General features: G+C 66.5%; 17 protein-coding genes and 1 pseudogene. 13 read left to right on the top strand and 5 right to left on the bottom strand.

The features are described from left to right. Positions 1-66 precede the first annotated feature (66 nt). The 11 genes from uppS (at position 67) to lpxB (ending at position 10,889) form a co-directional block, all read left to right on the top strand. Positions 67-807, top strand: a complete 741-nt coding sequence (gene uppS / locus BMX16_RS14645) for a polyprenyl diphosphate synthase (RefSeq protein WP_089905130.1) — start codon at positions 67-69, stop codon at positions 805-807. A gap of 13 nt (positions 808-820) precedes the next feature. Next, complete coding sequence (locus BMX16_RS14640; protein WP_089905163.1) at positions 821-1,615, top strand: phosphatidate cytidylyltransferase; 795 nt, start codon at positions 821-823, stop codon at positions 1,613-1,615. Continuing rightward, entirely contained in the window at positions 1,612-2,781 is a 1,170-nt protein-coding gene (dxr, locus tag BMX16_RS14635; protein ID WP_089905128.1) for a 1-deoxy-D-xylulose-5-phosphate reductoisomerase, read from the top strand. The genes BMX16_RS14640 and dxr overlap by 4 nt, the downstream gene beginning before the upstream one ends. Positions 2,782-2,785: 4 nt before the next feature. Then, positions 2,786-4,108: an RIP metalloprotease RseP gene (rseP, locus tag BMX16_RS14630; RefSeq protein ID WP_089905125.1), complete on the top strand. Its 1,323-nt coding sequence runs from the start codon at positions 2,786-2,788 to the stop codon at positions 4,106-4,108. Positions 4,109-4,209: 101 nt separating this feature from the next. After that, positions 4,210-4,335, top strand: coding sequence for a hypothetical protein (locus BMX16_RS18260; protein WP_281242614.1), 126 nt, complete (start codon positions 4,210-4,212; stop codon positions 4,333-4,335). Between the two features lie 122 nt (positions 4,336-4,457). Next, on the top strand, positions 4,458-6,800 hold the full coding sequence (gene bamA / locus BMX16_RS14625) for an outer membrane protein assembly factor BamA (RefSeq protein WP_089905123.1): 2,343 nt from the start codon (positions 4,458-4,460) through the stop codon (positions 6,798-6,800). Further along, positions 6,800-7,543 (top strand): OmpH/Skp family outer membrane protein, encoded by a 744-nt coding sequence (locus BMX16_RS14620; protein WP_089905121.1) that lies wholly within the window; start codon positions 6,800-6,802, stop codon positions 7,541-7,543. Before bamA ends, BMX16_RS14620 begins: the two co-directional genes overlap by 1 nt. Positions 7,544-7,631: 88 nt before the next feature. Continuing rightward, positions 7,632-8,105, top strand: a complete 474-nt coding sequence (gene fabZ / locus BMX16_RS14615; protein ID WP_089905119.1) for a 3-hydroxyacyl-ACP dehydratase FabZ — start codon at positions 7,632-7,634, stop codon at positions 8,103-8,105. Next, positions 8,069-8,884, top strand: coding sequence for an acyl-ACP--UDP-N-acetylglucosamine O-acyltransferase (gene lpxA, locus BMX16_RS14610; RefSeq protein WP_089905117.1), 816 nt, complete (start codon positions 8,069-8,071; stop codon positions 8,882-8,884). The genes fabZ and lpxA overlap by 37 nt, the downstream gene beginning before the upstream one ends. Further along, positions 8,884-9,765, top strand: a complete 882-nt coding sequence (locus BMX16_RS14605) for an LpxI family protein (RefSeq protein ID WP_089905115.1) — start codon at positions 8,884-8,886, stop codon at positions 9,763-9,765. Before lpxA ends, BMX16_RS14605 begins: the two co-directional genes overlap by 1 nt. Then, entirely contained in the window at positions 9,762-10,889 is a 1,128-nt protein-coding gene (gene lpxB, locus BMX16_RS14600) for a lipid-A-disaccharide synthase (protein ID WP_089905113.1), read from the top strand. Before BMX16_RS14605 ends, lpxB begins: the two co-directional genes overlap by 4 nt. 59 nt (positions 10,890-10,948) lie before the next feature. Here the strand turns inward: lpxB and BMX16_RS14595 are convergent, their stop codons facing one another. The 4 genes from BMX16_RS14595 to BMX16_RS14580 form a co-directional block, all read right to left on the bottom strand. Continuing rightward, complete coding sequence (locus tag BMX16_RS14595; protein WP_089905111.1) at positions 10,949-12,307, bottom strand: hypothetical protein; 1,359 nt, start codon at positions 12,305-12,307, stop codon at positions 10,949-10,951. 81 nt (positions 12,308-12,388) lie between these two features. Further along, the gene (locus BMX16_RS14590; protein ID WP_089905108.1) at positions 12,389-13,306 is read right to left on the bottom strand and encodes a DMT family transporter; all 918 of its coding nucleotides are present in this window, start codon (positions 13,304-13,306) and stop codon (positions 12,389-12,391) included. Positions 13,307-13,316: 10 nt separating this feature from the next. Continuing rightward, entirely contained in the window at positions 13,317-14,870 is a 1,554-nt protein-coding gene (gene guaA / locus BMX16_RS14585; protein WP_483869199.1) for a glutamine-hydrolyzing GMP synthase, read from the bottom strand. Positions 14,871-15,026: 156 nt separating this feature from the next. Then, a complete protein-coding gene (locus tag BMX16_RS14580; RefSeq protein WP_089905105.1) occupies positions 15,027-15,329 on the bottom strand; it encodes a DUF6477 family protein in 303 nt (100 codons plus the stop codon). 242 nt (positions 15,330-15,571) lie between these two features. Here BMX16_RS14580 and BMX16_RS14575 point away from each other — a divergent pair, with 242 nt between their 5' ends. Then, complete coding sequence (locus tag BMX16_RS14575) at positions 15,572-16,669, top strand: DUF6456 domain-containing protein (protein WP_089905103.1); 1,098 nt, start codon at positions 15,572-15,574, stop codon at positions 16,667-16,669. A gap of 110 nt (positions 16,670-16,779) precedes the next feature. Beyond that, complete coding sequence (gene lipA / locus BMX16_RS14570) at positions 16,780-17,730, top strand: lipoyl synthase (RefSeq protein ID WP_089905101.1); 951 nt, start codon at positions 16,780-16,782, stop codon at positions 17,728-17,730. 341 nt (positions 17,731-18,071) lie between these two features. Here the strand turns inward: lipA and BMX16_RS17660 are convergent. Further along, positions 18,072-18,326: pseudogene (locus BMX16_RS17660) on the bottom strand (IS3 family transposase); the annotation flags it as partial.

Raw genomic sequence — 18,326 nt, 5'->3', positions numbered from 1 at the left:
GTGACGACTGCCGGGGGGCTGAAACCCGGTCTGCATCCGCGGACCGCTTGCACGAAAAGAGGCACCATGCCGACACGCGACACCACCACACCGCACACGACCACCGGCGGGCCCGGCCACGTCGCCGTCATCATGGACGGCAACGGGCGCTGGGCGCAACAGCGGGGCCGGCCGCGCCTGTTCGGCCACCATGCGGGTGCCAAGCGGGTGCGGGAGATCGTGCGCGCCTGTCCGGACCATGACGTCAAGTATCTGACGATCTTCGCCTTCTCGACCGAAAACTGGAAGCGGACCCAGACCGAGGTGTCCGGCCTGATGGCACTGTTCCGCCGCTACATCATGCGCGAGGCGCGCGATCTGTTCGACGAAGGCGTGCGGGTCCGGTTCATCGGCGACCGGGTGAAGCTGGACGAGAAGCTCGTGCGGCTGATGGACAACCTGGAGCTGCTGACGGCGGGCAACGACAGGGTACACCTGACCATCGCGCTGAACTACGGCGGCCGCGACGAGGTCACCCGTGCGGCGCAGCGTCTGGCCTTCGAGGTGGAACAGGGGCGGCTGTCCTACAAGGACGTGGACGCCGAGACGCTGGCCAAGTTCCTCGACACCCGCTTCCTGCCGGACCCCGATCTGGTGATCCGCACCAGCGGCGAGGCCCGGATCAGCAATTTCCTGCTGTGGCAGTCGGCCTATGCGGAATACGAGTTCATCGACACGCTGTGGCCCGACTTCACCGCACAGGTCTTTGCCGACGTGCTGGCGGGCTATGGCAAGCGCGAGCGCCGTTTCGGTGCGGTGCTGGCCTGACGTGACGGTGCGGATGCCGACCGATCCCGGCAAATGGGACGATTTGACGATCCGAGTCGCCTCCAGCGCCGCGATGGTCGTGGTGGGGGCCGTGGCCGTCATGCTGGGCGGGATCTGGTTCCAGATGATGGTGGTCTTTGTCACCGCCGTCCTGATCTGGGAACTTTGGATGATGATCGCCCCGGACCTGCCGACGCAGGGCATGTTGCAGGCGGCGCTGACCGCGTCCGTGCTGTCGGGGATGCTGGCCTATGCGACCGGCCCCGGCTTGCTGATGTTCCTGATCGTGCCGATCATCGGATCGTGGCGGGTCAAGCATGAGCGGCTGTCGTTCTTCTGCTTTGCGCTGGGCGTTCAGGTGGCGGCCTGGGGTCTGGTGACGTTCCGCGCCGAAAACGGCTTCATCTGGATCCTGTGGGTGATCTGTGTCGTCGTGGCGACCGACGTGTTCGGCTATCTCATTGGCCGGGCCGTGGGCGGGCCGAAGTTCTGGCCGAAGGTCAGCCCGAAAAAGACGTGGTCCGGCACGGCGGGCGGCTGGGCTGCGGCGGCGCTGATGGGCAGCGTCTTCGTGTTCCAGACCAACGCGGGCTGGGCCATCGTGCCGCTGTCCATCGCATTGAGCTTTGCCAGCCAGATGGGCGACGTGGCCGAAAGTGCCTTGAAACGGCGGATGCGGGTCAAGGACAGCTCGACCCTGATCCCCGGTCACGGCGGGCTGTTCGACCGGTTCGACGGGCTGCTGGGGGCATCGCTGTTCATGCTGTTCGTGGCGGGCATGTTCGACATTCCCGGTGTGGCCTTTTGAGGCGGATCACGATCCTCGGGGCCACCGGATCCATCGGCCAGAGCACCATCGACCTGATCCGCCGCGATCCGGGCGCCTATGACGTGGTGGCGCTGACCGGTGGCAGCAATGTCGCACAACTGGCGCGCGACGCCATCGATCTGCGCGCCGCCGTGGCCGTGGTCAACGATCCAACAGCACTGCCCGCCTTGCGCGACCTGCTGGCGGGCACTGGAATCGAGACCGCCTGCGGACCGGACGCCATCGTCGATGCCGCACGCAGGCCCGCAGACTGGATCATGTCCGCGATCGTGGGCGCGGCCGGTCTGCCGCCGGGCATGGCGGCGCTGGAACAGGGCACGACGCTGGCATTGGCGAACAAGGAATCGCTGGTGACGGCGGGCCCGCTGCTGATGTCGCATGCGGCGGCACATGGGGCCACGATCCTGCCGGTGGACAGCGAACATTCCGCCGTGTTCCAAGCTCTGGTGGGCGAGGATATGTCGGCGGTCGAGCGCATCGTCATCACCGCGTCGGGCGGCGCGTTCCGCGACTGGCCGCTGGACGCGCTGGCTGCGGCCACGCCGGCGCAGGCCGCCAGCCACCCGAACTGGGATATGGGCCAGCGCATCACCATCGACTCCGCCTCGATGTTCAACAAGGCGCTGGAGCTGATCGAGACGCGCGAGTTCTTCGGTATCGACCCCGCACGGATCGAGGCCATCGTACATCCGGAATCGCTGGTGCATGCGCTCGTGGGGTTCAACGACGGCGCGCTCATGGCGCATGTGGGTCCGCCCGACATGCGCCACGCCATCGGCTATGCGTTGCACTGGCCGGACCGGCGGCACCTGCCGGTGGCCCGCCTCGATCTGGCGGCGATCGGCACGCTGAGCTTCCGCCCGGCGGACGAGGTGCGCTGGCCCGCCCTGCGCCTTGCGCGAGAGGTGATGGCGGCGCAGGGCCTGATGGGCGCCGTGTTCAACGCGGCCAAGGAAGCGGCGCTCGATGCCTTTATCGCCGGGCGCATCGGGTTCATGGAAATGGCCGACGTCGTGGCGCACATGCTTGACGTGATGTCGGCGCAGGGGGGGCAACACAATGCCCCATTGTCACTCGATACGATCATGGACACAGACCGCATGACGCGCCTGCGCGTATCGGAACATTTGGCAGACCGGGGATGAAGACGTGGAATTGACGCAACTCGTGCCGCAACTGGGCGGCGGCCTGTTCACCATCGCAGCCTTCGTCGTGTCTTTGTCGATCATCGTGGCGATCCACGAATACGGCCACTACATCGTGGGCCGTTGGTCCGGCATCCATGCCGAGGTGTTCTCGCTGGGCTTCGGTCCGGTGCTGTATGCCCGCACCGATCGACGCGGCACGGTGTGGCAGGTGGCGGCGCTGCCGTTCGGCGGCTTTGTCAAGTTTCTGGGCGATGCCAATGCGGCCTCGGTCGGGGGCACCGATACGGTCGCGGGCTTTACGCAGCGCCAGACGATGCTGGGCGCACCGCTGTGGGCGCGCGTCGTGACGGTGGCGGCGGGGCCGGTGTTCAATTTCATCCTGGCCATCGTGCTGTTCGCAGCGTTCCTGATGGTCAGCGGCCAGCCGCGCGACCCGGTCACCTACGCGGCCGGGGTGGCATTGCCGCCCGCATATGCGTCCGACCTGCAACCGGGCGACGAATTGCTGATGATCGGCGACATCGCCATGGGCGGCGAAGACAGCCTCGATACCCTGCCCGTGACGGACCGTGTCGATTATACGGTGCGCCGCGACGGGGCCGAGATCGTGGTGCAGGGACCCTATCCGCTGCCGCCCCGCGCATCCGGTATCGCGCCCCGGTCTGCCGCCGACGACGCAGGGCTGCGGATCGGCGATGTCATCACGACCATCGACGGCCAGCCTATCTTTGCGTTCCGCCAGATCATCGACGTGGTGAACGCGTCTGACGGACAGCCGTTGGACATGACCGTCTGGCGCGACGGCACGGTGCGCGACGTGACGCTGGCGCCGCGCCGCGTGGACCTGCCGCAGGCGGACGGCACCTTCGACACCCGCTGGCTGCTGGGGCTGAACGGCGATCTGTTCTTTCAGACGGCGACGGATCGCGTGGCCCCCTGGACCGCCCTGTGGCAGGGTACACAGCAGCTGTGGTTCACCATCACCCTGTCGCTCTCGGCCCTGTCGCACATGATCGCGGGCGACATCTCGACCTGCAGCCTGTCCGGCCCCGTGGGTATCGCGGAAACCAGTGCCACGATGGCGGGGCAGGGGCTGGCGTCCTACATGAGCTTCATCGCGATCCTGTCGGCGGGCGTGGGTCTGATGAACCTGTTCCCGATCCCGATCCTCGACGGCGGGCACCTGCTGTTCTATGCCTACGAGGGTGTGACGCGGCGCAAGCCGTCGGACCGGGCGATGAACGCGATGATGTTCGCAGGCCTGACGGTCATCCTGTCGCTGATGGTGTTCTCCCTCGTCAACGACATGTTCCTGTGCCCATGACCCTGCGGGTGCGCGCACCGGCCACTGGCGCGGCGTCCTTGCCATAATTTCGGCCCGATTGGCCGGTAATCGCAAGACACTTACCTGAATGGGAGCGCGCGATGACCACCATGACCGTTCGGCCGACCGGCCTTGCCACGCTTGTGCTACTGACATGGGACCGGCTGTTGATGACGGCGGCCCTTGTGGCGGCGCTCTATGCCGGGGCCTGGGTGGCACTGATCTGACGCTGCCGCACCTGTGACACAGGGTGGCGGCAAGCCCCCGTCGGTCGTTCGTTGGTTTTGACATCCCCGAGCGGACCCGGTAATCCAAAAGGAACGGGGCTAGACGGATTGCAGGCGCACACATGACGAAGACAACTTGGGGCGCGTTGGCGTCAGGCTCGACGCGGACCATGCGGGGTCTTGTCGCCGCCACCGCCATGGGGCTTGTCCTGCAAGCCTCTGCAGTACTTGCACAAACCCAGGTTTTCAACGCCGTGCAGGTGTCCGGCAACCAGCGTGTCGCGACCAGCACGATCCTGACCTATGCGGGCATTGCGCAGGGCGAGGCGGTGAGTGCCGACCAGCTGAACGCCGCCGGTCAGAACATCCGCGCCTCTGGCCTGTTCGAAAGCGTCGATGTGCAGGCGCAGGGCGGCACGCTGGCGATTGCCGTGGTCGAGTTCCCGACCGTCAACCAGATCAGCATCGAAGGCAACCGCCGCCTGCGCGACGCCGAATTCCTGCCCCTGATCCAGAGCCAGCCGCGCCGCATCTATTCGCCCGCCGTGGTGGAACGCGACACCGCCACGATCACCGGCCTTTATGCGCAGAACGGGCGGATCAACGCCTCTGTCACGCCGCGCATCATCCGCCTGCCCGACAACCGCGTCGATCTGGTGTTCGAAGTGCGCGAGTCCGGCGTCACCGAGGTGCAGCGCATCGGGTTCGTCGGCAACCGCTCCTTCTCTGACCGGCGTCTGCGCGGCGTGCTGGAAACCAAGCAGGCGGGCCTGCTGCGCGCCATCATCAGCCGCGACACCTATTCCGAAGAGCGGGTGGGTTTCGACAAGCAGGTGCTGACCGATTTCTATCAGTCGCGCGGCTTTGCCGATTTCACCCTGCAGAACGTCGATGTAACGCTGACGCGCGAACGCGATGCGTTCCTGATCACCTACAACATCCAGGAAGGCCAGCAGTTCACCTTTGGCAACGTCGGCGCAAGTTCCGCCCTGCCGGAAGTCGATGTGGACAGCTTCCGCCGGGCGCTGACGACGCGCACTGGCACGTCCTATTCCCCCGGTCAGGTCGACCGCGACATCGCGCGGCTGGAACGGCTTGCGATCCAGCAGGGCCTGACCTTCGTCGCGGTTGAACCGGTGATTACGCGCAACGACCGAGATTTGTCGCTGAACGTCGATTACCAACTGGTCCGCGGCCCGCGCATCTTCGTCGAACGCATCGACATCGAAGGCAACTCGACCACCCTCGACCGGGTCGTGCGCAACCAGTTCCGCACCGTCGAAGGCGATCCGTTCAATCCGCGCGAAATCCGTCAGGCCGCCGACCGCATCCGGGCGCTCGGCTTCTTCAGCACGGCCGAGGTCGAGGCGCGCGAGGGCACGACCCCCGATCAGGTCATCGTCGACGTGAACGTCGAAGAGGCACCGACCGGGTCGCTGTCGTTCGGGGCCAACTACAACACCGACGACGGTATCGGCCTTGTCGCGAGCTTCAGCGAGGCGAACTTCCTCGGGCGCGGTCAGGGGCTGAGCTTTCAGATCGGGACGGGTGCATCGAACCGCCGGTTCGAGTTCGGGTTCAGCGAGCCGAATTTCCTCGACCGCGACCTGCGGGCTGGCATCGACCTGAGCTATCGCACCACCGACAACCAGAACGCGGATTACGATACCGAAAACTTCCGCGTCAGCCCCAGCCTGTCGTTCCCGTTGAGCGAGAGCGGGCGGCTATCCACGTTCGTCGCCGTCTCCTTCGCCGACCTGACGGGAGAGGCCGAAGGGATCAGCCCCTTTATTCAGGAAGAGGCTGACGGCGATGCCGTCACTACCACGTCGCTGGGCTATACCTATTCCTTCGACAACCGCCGCACCGGGCTGGACCCCACAGCAGGCGTCGTCGTGCGCTTCGGTCAGGAATTCGGGTTCGGCGATACCCGCTTCATCAAGACGACCGCACTGGCCGCCGCCGAACGCCGGGTGTTGAGCGAGGATGTCACCCTGCGCGCCACGATCGAAGGCGGGCATCTGTCCTATCAGGAGGGAAGCAGCCGCGTCACCGACCGCTTCTTCCTGAACGGCAACACGTTCCGCGGATTCGAAGGCAACGGCGTGGGGCCGCGCGACTTCCAGGTGGATGACGATGGCAACGTTACCGTCGATGATGCGCTGGGTGGCAACTCTTTCGCCGTGGCACGGCTGGAGGCGGAGTTTCCGCTGGGTCTGCCCGAGGAATACGGCATCACCGGCGGCGTGTTCGCCGACTATGGCTCGGTCTGGGACGTGGGCCGCGACGGACCTGCGGGCACCGACATCCTTTATAACGACTTCACGGCCCGTGCGACGGCCGGCGTGTCGATCTTCTGGACGACGCCACTGGGTCCGCTGCGCTTCAACTTCACCGAAGCGTTGCTGGCCGAGGAGCGCGACGAGACCAAGGCCTTCGACGTGACGATCTCGACCGCGTTCTGATGCGACTGCGCGGCGTTGTCCTGAGCCTTGCGGCGATCCTGTCCATGACGGGGGCCGTGCGGGCGCAGGACGTGACAACACCGGCGCGCCCCTTGCCGATCCTGACGCTGAACACAGAACGGTTGTACGAACAATCGCGCTATGCGCAGCAGATCAGGGCGGGCCTTGACGCCGATACGGCGGCATTGAACGCCGAGAACGACCGCATCGTCGCCGACCTGACCGAGGAGGAGCGCAGCCTGACCCAGCGTCGCCCGACGCTGACGCCGGAAGCGTTCCGCACCGAGGCGCTGGAGTTCGATGTCCGGGTGCAGGCGATCCGCCGCGCGCGCGATGCCAAGGAACTTTCATTGCAACAAGCGCAGGTCACCGCGCGCACTGATTTCTTTGCCGCAGCCCAGCAGGTGATCGGTACGCTGATGCTGGAACGCGGTGCCGTGGTCGTCCTCGACGAACGGTCGGTCTACCTGTCGCTGGCGGCGGGCGACATCACCGATGCCGCCATCGCCCGCGTCGATGCGGTGATGCTGGACGGTGACGGTGGCGGTCCCCTGGCCGGCGACGGCGCATCCCGCCTGATCGACGGTGCCACGCTGCCTGCGCCTGTGACGCCCGACGACGGGTCGGCCGCCACGGTGCTGGACGCGCTGCCCGACGATCCGCAACCGTCGCAGGCGGAACCCACGCAAGTGTTGCCGGATGACGCGGTCGGTCCGGACCCGGCGGACAGCCGCACGCCCTGATGGCCGCCACCCTTGCCGGGGTCGGGGCTGCTTGCTAATCAGATCGCGGCGCGCCCCTTGCGTCCGGCCCGCAAAGGACACCACCCAGATGACCGAGACCGTCCCCACGCCCGTCGCCGATTGCGACATCCAGATGATTCAGGCGATCCTGCCGCACCGCTATCCGTTCCTGCTGGTGGACCGCGTGACGCAGATCGACGGCACATCCTCGGCCGTGGGCATCAAGAACGTCAGCATGAACGAGCCGCATTTCCAGGGCCACTTTCCCGGTGCGCCGATCATGCCCGGCGTCACCATCATCGAGGCGATGGCACAGACCGCCGGCGTCATGGTGGGGGCCGCAATGGGGCTGATCAACGGCGATCTGCTGATCTATTTCATGTCGATCGACGGCTGCAAGTTCCGCCGCAAGGTGATCCCCGGCGACCGCCTGACGATGAAGATTACCACCCTGCGCGGCAAGCCGGGGGCCAAGGTCTGGAAGTTCCACGGCCGTGCCGAGGTCGACGGCGAGTTGGCCTGCGAATGCGAATTCGCCGCCATGCTGGACATGCGCAGTTGACCGCGACCGTCCATCCGACGGCTCTGGTCGAGGACGGTGCCATCCTTGGCACCGGCTGCACGATCGGCCCGTTCTGCGTGGTGGGCGCCCGTGTCGTGCTGGGCGCGGACGTGGTGTTGAAAAGCCATGTGGTCATCACCGGCGATACCCACGTGGGCGACGGGACCGTGATCTTCTCCTTCGCGGTGATCGGAGAGGTCCCGCAGGACCTGAAATTCGACGGCGAACCCACGCAACTGCGCATCGGCGCGCGCAACCGCATCCGAGAGCATGTGACCGTGAACACCGGCACCGCTGGTGGCGGCGGCGTCACGCGCATCGGCGACGACTGCCTGCTGATGGCGGGCTGTCACGTCGCCCACGACTGCCGTCTGGGCGACCGTGTGATCGTCGTTAATTCCAGCGCGGTGGCGGGCCATTGCGTGCTGGAGGATGACGTGATCGTCGGCGGCCTGTCCGGCATCCACCAGTTCGTGCGGATCGGTCAGGGGGCCATCATCGGTGCGCTGTCGATGGTCGGCCACGACGTGCTGCCGCACGGTCTGGTCATGGGGCCACGCGCGCAGCTCGAAGGGTTGAACCTTGTCGGGCTCAAGCGGCGCGGCATGGCGCGGGCCGACATCGCGGCGCTGCGGGGTGCCTATGCCGTGCTGCGCGACGGTGAGGGGACGTTCCACGCCCGTGCCGACACGCTGGCCGGGACCGACAATGCGGCGGTGCAGCAGGTGCTCGACTTCATCCACGGGCAAAGCGACCGCAGTTTCCTGACGCCGCATTGATGCTGGCGCTGATCGCGGGCACCGGCGATCTGCCGGCGGCACTGGTGACGGCGCTGCCGGATCGCCCGCTGATCTGCGCGTTGGAGGGGTTTTCCCCACGCGTGACTGCAGATGTCACATTTTCCATCGAACGCCTCGGCGGGTTTCTGGCGGATCTGCGGGCGCGGGGGATCACACATATCTGCATGGCGGGGGCCGTGCGCCGACCGCAGGTACGGCTGCGCAGGCTGGACCTTGCCACGGTGCCGCTGGTGCCGGTGATCCTGCGCGCCATGCGATCCGGCGACGACGGCGCGCTGCGCGGGTTCATCGCGGTGCTGGAGGCAAAGGGGTTCACCGTTGTCGCGGCGCACGAGGTCGCCCCCGACCTGCTGCCGCCGCCCGGTGTGCCGACGCGCGTACAACCGGGGCCGGGTCACACCCTTGATGCGCTGATGGGCCAAGGGCAGGTGGCCTTGATGGGCACCGCCGATCTGGGACAGGCCTGCGTGGTGCAGGACGGTCGCGTGCTGGCGACCGAGGATGATGCCGGCACCGATGCGATGCTGGCCCGGTTGACCCCTGTCACACCCCGAAAACCGATGGAGGGCGACCCCCTGTGGTGGGTGATCGACACCATTGCCGACCAGTTCGCCCCGCCGCCCCCACCAGAGGTCGATCTGTCCCGCGCGATCCTGTTCAAGGCGCCGAAACCCGCACAGGACCGCCGCGCTGACCTGCCGGTGATCGGTGTGGGCACCGCCATCACTGCGGCGGCGGCGGGTCTGGCCGGCCTCGTGATCGAGGCGGGCGGCGTCATGGTGCTGGACCGCGCGGGGGTGATCGACGTGCTGGATGCACAGGGCATGTTCCTGTGGGTCAGGGAAGGGGATGCGCGATGAAGGTGTTCGTGATCGCAGGAGAGCCGTCAGGCGATGCGCTTGGCGGGGCCGTGATGGCGGGCCTGCGGGACCTTGCACCGGGCGTGACCTTTGATGGGGTCGGCGGGCCGCTGATGCAGGCGCAGGGTCTGGACAGCAGGTTCCCCATGGACGAGCTCAGCGTCATGGGGCTGGCCGAGGTGCTGCCGAAGTATCGCGCGCTGAAGCGTCGGATCGCCCAGTGCGCGCAGGCGGTTCTGGACACCCGGCCCGACGTGCTGCTGACCATCGACAGCCCGGATTTCTGCCTGCGCGTGGCAAAGCTGGTCAAGGCACGCAGCTCCATCCGCACCATCCACTACGTGGCCCCCACGGTCTGGGCCTGGCGGCCGGGGCGAGCGGCCCGGATGGCACGTCACATCGACCACGTGCTGGCCCTGTTCCCGTTCGAACCGCCCTTGATGCAGGCCGCCGGCATGACCTGCGATTTCGTGGGCCATCCCGTGGTGGCGCAGCCCTTGGCGGGCGTTGCCGAGGCGGCGGTGTTCCGTGCGACCCTTGGCACCGGCCCCGTCGTGCTGGCCCTGCCCGGATCGCGGCGGGGCGAGGTCACGCGACTGGCAGACCGCTTTGGCGGCGCGCTGCACCTGTTGGCGCAGACCCATCCGGGCCTGCGTGTGGTGGTGCCGGTGGCGGCCCCCGTGGCGGATCTGGTCGCGGCGGCTGTGCAGGGCTGGCCCGGCGATCCGCTGCTGGTCGCCCCGGACGATCCGGCGGCCAAGCGTGCGGCCTTCCGCGCTGCCGACGTCGCCCTTGCCGCATCCGGCACCGTGTCGCTGGAACTCGCGGCGGCGGGCACGCCCATGGCGATCGCCTATGACATGAACTGGCTTTCGCGGCAGATCATCGGGCGGATGCTGCTGGTCGATACGGTGACGCTGGTGAACCTCGTGTCAGACACGCGCACCGTGCCGGAATTCATCGGGCCCGATTGCACCTCGTCGCGAATCGCCGACGGGCTGCGCGACGTGCTGGCGCGCCCGCAGGCGCAGCAGGCCGCGATGGCGCTGACGATGGACCGGCTGGGACGGGGGGGAGAGGCACCGGGCCTGCGCGCCGCGCGGTCGGTGCTGGATCACCTCTAGACGAACATGCAAAAGGCCCCGGCGCTGTGCCGGGGCCTTTCGCCGTCATGGCTGACGGATCAGAAGCGGTAGCCGACCGACAGGCCGAGACCGATCGCATCGTTGTCGGCGAACACGGTGCCGCTGCCGTCGGTCGCTTCGCCGAACTGGATGTATTCGATGCCGCCGGTGATCTTGACCGCATCGCGGGTATAGGTGCCGCCAAAGCCGAACGCCCGCGATCCGTCCGTGGGGGCCAGACGCGAGGCCACGTCGCCGTTCGGATCCTCGTAGGTGATCCGCGCGAAGCCCGAGAACTGGTCGTTGAACTGGCGGCCCATACCGATGCGATAGGTGGTCACGTCGCTGTCGATGCCGGTGACGCGTTCGCCGGTCAGCGCGACATAGCCGTCGGGGGCCACTTGCCAGTCGCTCCATGTCGCGTGGCGGATCGAGCCGAAGACCAGCGTGCCCGGTGCGATACCCGTCTGGAAGTCGAGGGTGATCACGTCCGGCATCTCGATCTCGAGGGTGCTGTCCAGATCCAGACCCGTGGCCGTGATGGTCTCGGAGGCATCGAACTCGTGCGTGTAGCCTTCCTCGTAGGTCAAGGCGACGCGCAGCGCGATCTCAGGGCGCTCATAGGCGGCACCGATGACATAGCTTTCCTGACGGTCCTTGTCAGTGTTCGCACGATAGGTGAACGGGCCGGTGGTGGCGTTGGTGGCGGGGGAGATGGTTGCGGCCGTTGCACGCGCTTGTGCCTCGAGCGCCAACGCCCGATCGCGCAGGTCAATCGCTTGTGCACCGAAAGCTTGTGCCTGTGCCTGCAACGCGGCACCGCGGACGGCGTCACCTCCGGTGAAGGCTTCGACTGCGGCATCCCGCGCTGCTTCGAAAGCTGCATTCGCCCGCGCGGCTCCTGCACCCAGTTGCTGCGCACCATCAGCTTGCGCCTCTGCGATGGGCTGGGCGATCAACTGGTTCGGGATCAGGATGTTGGCCTGCGATTCGATGCTGCGCACGCCGCCATAGACGCTGATGTTCGGTGTGACCGCGTATTTCATCATGATCGTCTGGCCGTTCGAATCCCATTCGGCCGCCAGTCCGCGATAGGCGCCGTCGGGGTATTCGGCATCGGCACCAAAGGGCTGGTTGAAATAGAGGCCCAGCGCCAGACGCGGGGTAAGGTCATACTTCAGCGCGCCAGACAGCGTATTGAAGTCCAGCGACATGTTGCCTGTGGATGCCCCGAATGCTGCGGTGGTCCCAGCGTAAGCACCCGACACATCCGGCATCACGCTGGAATAGGACAGCTCTGCGTAGTTGCCCTTTTCGAACAGGGTGCCGTAGTTCGTCAGATTGCGGTCGATACCGCCGGCATAGGCCGCCGTCGTGCTCAGCATCAGGCCTGCGGCCAGCGTCAGTTTGGTCGTCATGTCGTATTCCCCCCTCGGAACTGTGATCCCTCGTGAACAGGTTGGCGGGGCAGGGGTTATGCGTCAATTAATGACGCGGCGTCAATGCGATGCGGGCGATTGATCTGTGTCCCGTTTGCCCAATGGCACGGGGGCTGCGGTGGGGCTGGCCTGTCGTTGCGTCAGGTTCAGCATGTTGCCTGCAATGATCAACACGGCACCCAGCAGGATGAACGGATCGATTGCCTCGCCATACAGCAGCGCGCCGACGAGGGCGGCGGCGGGCAGGCGGATGTAATCGACGGGCATCACCGTGCTGGCGGGGGCCAGCCCCAGCGCCGTCGTCAGGCAAAAATGTGCAAAAAGACCCGCGACGCCGATGACAGTTAACCAAGGCAGCGTGGCCAGGTTGGGCCATGCCATCTGCCCGTCGATCAGCCCGCAGATCAGACCGAACGCGGTCTGCATCACGCACAGGTGGAACAGGATGCAGGTGACACTTTGCGTCCGCGTCAGCCTGCGCGTCAGCAGGGCCGAGATGGCGAATCCCACGGCACACAGCGCCGCCGCCACCACACCTGGCGACAATGGCGTGCTGCCGGGGCGAGTCACGACCAGCACGCCCGCGAATCCGATCAAGGCGGCGATCAGCCCGATGCGCGTCAACCGTTCGCCCAGCAGCAGCGGCGCCAGCAGCAACACCCAGATGGGCGTCGTGAACTCCAACGCGAACACCTGCGCCAGCGGCAGCACGGCGATGGCATAGAACCACAGGTTCTGACCGGTGAAATGCGCCACGTTGCGCAAACCGTGCAGCCCCAGTTGCTGGCCGTTGATCTCGTGCCAGGTGCCTGCGATTCGCGCTGCCGCAAAAACAATGCCGATGCCCAGCAGGCTGCGATAGGTCATGATCTCGAACGTGTCGTGGACCGTGCTGACCTGCCGCCCGGCGATCGCCATGGCGGTGAACGACAGCACTGCGCCGATCATCCACAGGCAGGCGCGCAGGGTCGCGGTCATCGGGTCGGGATCACTCCCATTCGATGGTGCCCGGCGGCTTGCTGGTGATGTCGTAGGTCACGCGGTTGATGCCCTGAACCTCGTTGATGATGCGGGTCGCGGTTTCACCCAGGAACTCGTGCGTGAACGGATAGTAGTCCGCCGTCATGCCGTCGACCGAGGTGACCGCCCGCAGCGCGCAGGCGAAGTCATAGGTCCGCCCGTCGCCCATCACGCCCACCGTGCGCACCGGCAGGATCGCCACGAAGGCCTGCCAGATGTCGTCATAGAGGCCGTGACGCCGGATCTGGTCGATAAAGACCGCATCGGCACGGCGCAGGATCTCCAGCTTTTCGCGGGTGATCTCGCCGGGGCAGCGGATCGCAAGGCCGGGGCCGGGGAACGGGTGCCGCCCGATGAAGCTGGGCGGCAGGCCCAGTTCCGCGCCCAGCACACGCACCTCGTCCTTGAAGAGCTCGCGCAGCGGCTCCACCAGCTTGAGCCCCATCTTTTCGGGCAGGCCGCCGACGTTGTGGTGGCTCTTGATCGTGACACTCGGCCCGCCGGAGAAGCTGACCGATTCGATCACGTCGGGATAGAGGGTGCCCTGCGCCAGAAACTCCGCGCCCTCGATGTCGTTGGCGTATTTCTGGAACACGTCGATGAACAGGCCGCCGATGATCTTGCGCTTGGTCTCGGGGTCGCTGACCCCCTCCAGCCGCCCCAGGAACAGGTCCTTTTCGTCGGCGTGGATCAGGTTCAGGTTGTAATGGTCGCGGAACATGGTCACGACCTGCTCCGCCTCGCCCTGCCGCAGCAGGCCGTGATCGACGAAGACGCAGGTCAACTGTTCGCCGATCGCCTCGTGCAGCAGGATCGCGGTGACGGAGCTGTCCACGCCGCCCGACAGCGCGCAGATGACGCGCTTGTCCCCGACCTGCGCCCGGATCGCAGCGATGGCCTGTTCGCGGTAGGCGTCCATCGTCCAGTCGCCGGTGAAGCCCGCGATTCGGACGAAGTTTTCATACAGCTTCGCGCCGTTGGGCGTATGGTGCACCTCGGGGTGAAACTGCACGCCGTAGAAATGCCGCGCCTGATCCGCGATCACCGCAAAGGGGGCGTTGGGCGAAGTGGCATAGACGGTGAAACCGGGTGCGATCTGGCTGACGTGGTCGCCATGGCTCATCCAGACCTGTTCGCGGTCGGTCAGGAACCAGCCTTCCAGCAGATCGAGCGGGGCAGATTCGGTGACGAAGGCGCGGCCGAATTCCTTGGTTCCTTCGCCGCCGACGACCATGCCGCCCAGTTGCTGCATCATGGTCTGCTGGCCATAGCAGATGCCCAGCACCGGCACGCCAAGGGTGAACACCGCATCCGGTGCCCGCGGCGAGCCGTCGCGCGTCACGCTGTCCGGCCCGCCCGATAGGATCACCGCGCGGGGGGCGAAGTCGGTCAGGAACGCGTCGGTGACGTTCTGGAACGGATGGATTTCGCAATAGACGTTCAGCTCGCGCAGTCGTCGCGCGATCAGTTGCGTGACCTGAGAGCCGAAGTCGATGATGAGCAGGCGTTGATGATCGGTGATGTCCATGCCCGTGGGCATAAGTCGGAACGCGCAGCACCGCAATGCGGGTCTCGCGCGGCTGGTGGCGTTTCTGCCGGTTCGGCTGGCCGCGGCGACACCCGGAGGCGCCCCGCGCGCCAAAATCACGGGGCGCAGGCCTTTGGGTGCGGTGGCCGGTCAGGACAGGGCGCGGGCCCGCTGTACCGCCTCGAAATCGCGGTGTTCCGCCATGATCGCGGTCAAAAGGTCGATGTGACGCGCGACGCTGTAGGCCATCTGGTGTGCGATTCGCTCGTCTTCGAGCGCGCGCTCGGATTCCAGCAGGGCGATCAGGACCGGCCCGTGCGCCGCCGACCCCAAGCCCGGCAGCAGCCGCTGCAGGTCGCGGCTGCGGCGATACTCGTCCACGCCGAACAGCGCGGCCCTGACCAGAAGCCCCGGCCGTTTCAACTGTTTCACCCGTGACTGGATATCCTGCATGGTGCGATCCCCTCGTGCTGGCATGTGCTGTCCGGACTGCATCTTGCACGATCCGGCGGGGCGTTGCGCGGGGCCGGGATCGCCAGAACGATCCCTGCGGCTTTGATTAATCTCTCAATGGCAATGTGTTACCAGGATATGAACATTAACCATCAGTTAATCTAAGCGACTTAGATAGTTCGATCTGTGCATGTCCGACCGGCGGCACGGACCGTGCGGGAACTGGCCGGAGGGCTGACCACATGACGATGACAGGGCACGTGATGAGCGAGACGGTGGCATGGGTGCCCGAACAGGTGCGCCACTACCTCGCCCATACCGTTGCCGGGACCTCGATCCGGGCGATCGCCCGGCAACGCTGCGTCCACCCGTCGACCATCCTGCGTCAGGTGCGTGCCTGCGAGGCGCGCCGGGATGACCCCCTGATCGACGCCGCCCTGCGGATCCTCTCCGATACGGTGTCCCGCGACCCCTCCAGCGAAAGTCCTGCCATGCCGCATTTCCAGCCCAGTCACGCCCACGGTTGCCCCGATGACGGCCGGGGCACGCGCCCTGACGCCGTGACGCCGGCGCGCCTGAACCGCGAGGCGCTGCACTGTCTGCGACGGCTGTGCGAACCGGGGGCCCTGATGGCGGTGGCCCGCGACATGGACAGCGCGGTGATCGTGCGCGAGGACGGGTCGGGCGGCACGCTGCGCACCGCCGTGGTCGAGGCGGACATCGCGCAGGCCATGGCACTGCAGGATTGGGTCGCCTGCAACGATCCCGACGCGCGCATCCTGCGCTATCACATCACGGGCGCGGGCCGGACCGAACTGCGGCGGCTGACCGCCCGGTGCGAAAACCGGGCCGGGGGGTTCGGCACCGACGAGGCCAACGGCGAATGGGTGCAACCGAAGGGTGGGCCGCATCTGCGGGTCGTGGCGGTCGAGACGCCCCTGATCGGCCTGTCCCGGCGGCGCGACCGGCTGGGGGCCCCCTTCCTCGACCGGGATCTGGTCCGCGTCGGAGAGCGGTTGCGCGAGGACTTCGTGCTGTCGCAGCCCGGCCCTGATGTCGGCGACGACTGGCGAGCGGCGCTCGCCGCCGGACCGGCCAAGGCGCTGCATCCGGGTGTGGCGGCGGCGCGGGCACGGGTCGTGGCGGCGCTCACCGATCTGGGACCGGGGCTTCAGGATGCGGCGCTGCGCTGCTGCTGCCTGCTGGAGGGGTTGGAGATCACCGAACGCCGCATGGGCTGGTCGGCCCGGTCCGGCAAGATCGTGCTGCGCATCGCGATGCAACGGCTGCTGCGGCATTACGAAGAGGTCAGCGGCAGGTTCGGGCCGAAGATCCGCTGATGTCCGTCGTGGACGTCGCAGAATGGCGATGCGCCTGCTGCGGCTGCAAGGCCGGTGGACTTTCCGGGGTATCGTGCCTAACTGCTGCGTATCACAGCAGGAAAGCCGCCATGTCCCGCGACCTGAAGATCCCCGCCCAGCGTCACCCCGAAAAGGCCGCGCGCCCCGACAACGCCCAACCCAAGAAGCCGGACTGGATCCGGGTCAAGGCGCCGACGTCCGAGGGCTATCGCCAGACGCGCGACATCATGCGCGAACACAAGGTGACGACGGTGTGCGAGGAAGCGGGCTGCCCCAACGTCGGCGAATGCTGGTCGCAGGGCCATGCCACCATGATGATCATGGGCGAGGTCTGCACCCGCGCCTGCACCTTCTGCAACATCGCGACGGGCAAGCCGCCAGAGGCGCTCGACGTGTTCGAGCCGGGGCGCGTCGCCGATGCGGTGAAGAAGCTTGGGCTGAAGCATGTGGTCATCACGTCCGTGGATCGCGACGACGTCGCGGACGGCGGGGCCGAACACTTTGCCCAGACGATCCGCGCGATCCGCCGGCAGGCGCCGCACACCACGATCGAGATCCTGACCCCCGATTTCATCCGCTGCGACCCTGCGGTGCTGGAGGTCGTGGTCGCCGCACGTCCCGACGTGTTCAACCACAACCTCGAGACCGTACCCGGCCTCTATCCCGAAGTCCGGCCCGGCGCGCGGTATTTCCATTCCTTGCGCCTGTTGCAGCGGGTGAAGGAACTTGACCCCACGATGTTCACCAAGTCGGGGATCATGGTGGGCTTGGGCGAGGATCGGCAGGGCGTGATGCAGGTGATGGACGACATGCGGGCCGCCGACATCGATTTCCTGACCGTGGGCCAATACCTGCAACCGACGCCCAAGCACCACCGGGTCGACCGCTTCGTCACGCCGGACGAATTCGCCAGCTACGAGAAGGCCGCCTACGGCAAGGGGTTCCTGATGGTCTCCGCGTCGCCGCTGACCCGGTCGTCCTATCATGCGGGCGACGATTTCGCCCGGTTGCGGCAGGCCCGGCTGGCGAAGTTCGCCTGAGCTGGGTTGCGGCGGGACGGGTGACTTGCGTGCGGCGCGATGTCGGTGCCGGGGCCAGCCCCGGACCCCGGGATATTTTTGACCAGAAGAAGTTCTGGGTCGAGCAGGGGGCGGCCGCGCGTGCAGGACGGTGTCAATGAGGATTGGACGTGCGGTCGCTGGCGGGATCGGTTGATCGCTGCGGGGTCGTGGGACCGAGGTCAGTCGAGGCTGCATCAGCGTCGCCGGGGCCCGCCACGGTCAGCGGAACGTGCCGATCCAAGCGATGCGAGCCAGGCAGGCTGATCTGCGGAACGTGTCAACGACTTTGAGACAGTGGCGATTGAACTTTAAGCTTGGTTTTACTCCGTTTGCTTTGGTGGGTTGATCCAGACAGCCGTTGGGATGTGAGGCGGTTTGGGTGGTTTGCGGACGAAGCGCTCGGGCGTGTTGAGGAATGCAGTATCGAGGGTTTCCTGGCGTGCAGCATAGATAGCCTTGGCCTGTCCGAAGTGGATCTGATCGGGGGTCATTAACCCGATACCGGCGTGATGATGCTCTTCGTTGTACCAAGTAAAGAACCGGCGGCAGAAGGCGTGTGCCTCGTCGATCGTTTC

The organism is Loktanella fryxellensis (assembly GCF_900110065.1).
GTDB classification, from domain to species: Bacteria; Pseudomonadota; Alphaproteobacteria; order Rhodobacterales; family Rhodobacteraceae; genus Loktanella; species Loktanella fryxellensis.
Note: the sequence above shows the minus strand (reverse complement) of the source record. Positions and strands in the feature narration are given on the sequence as shown.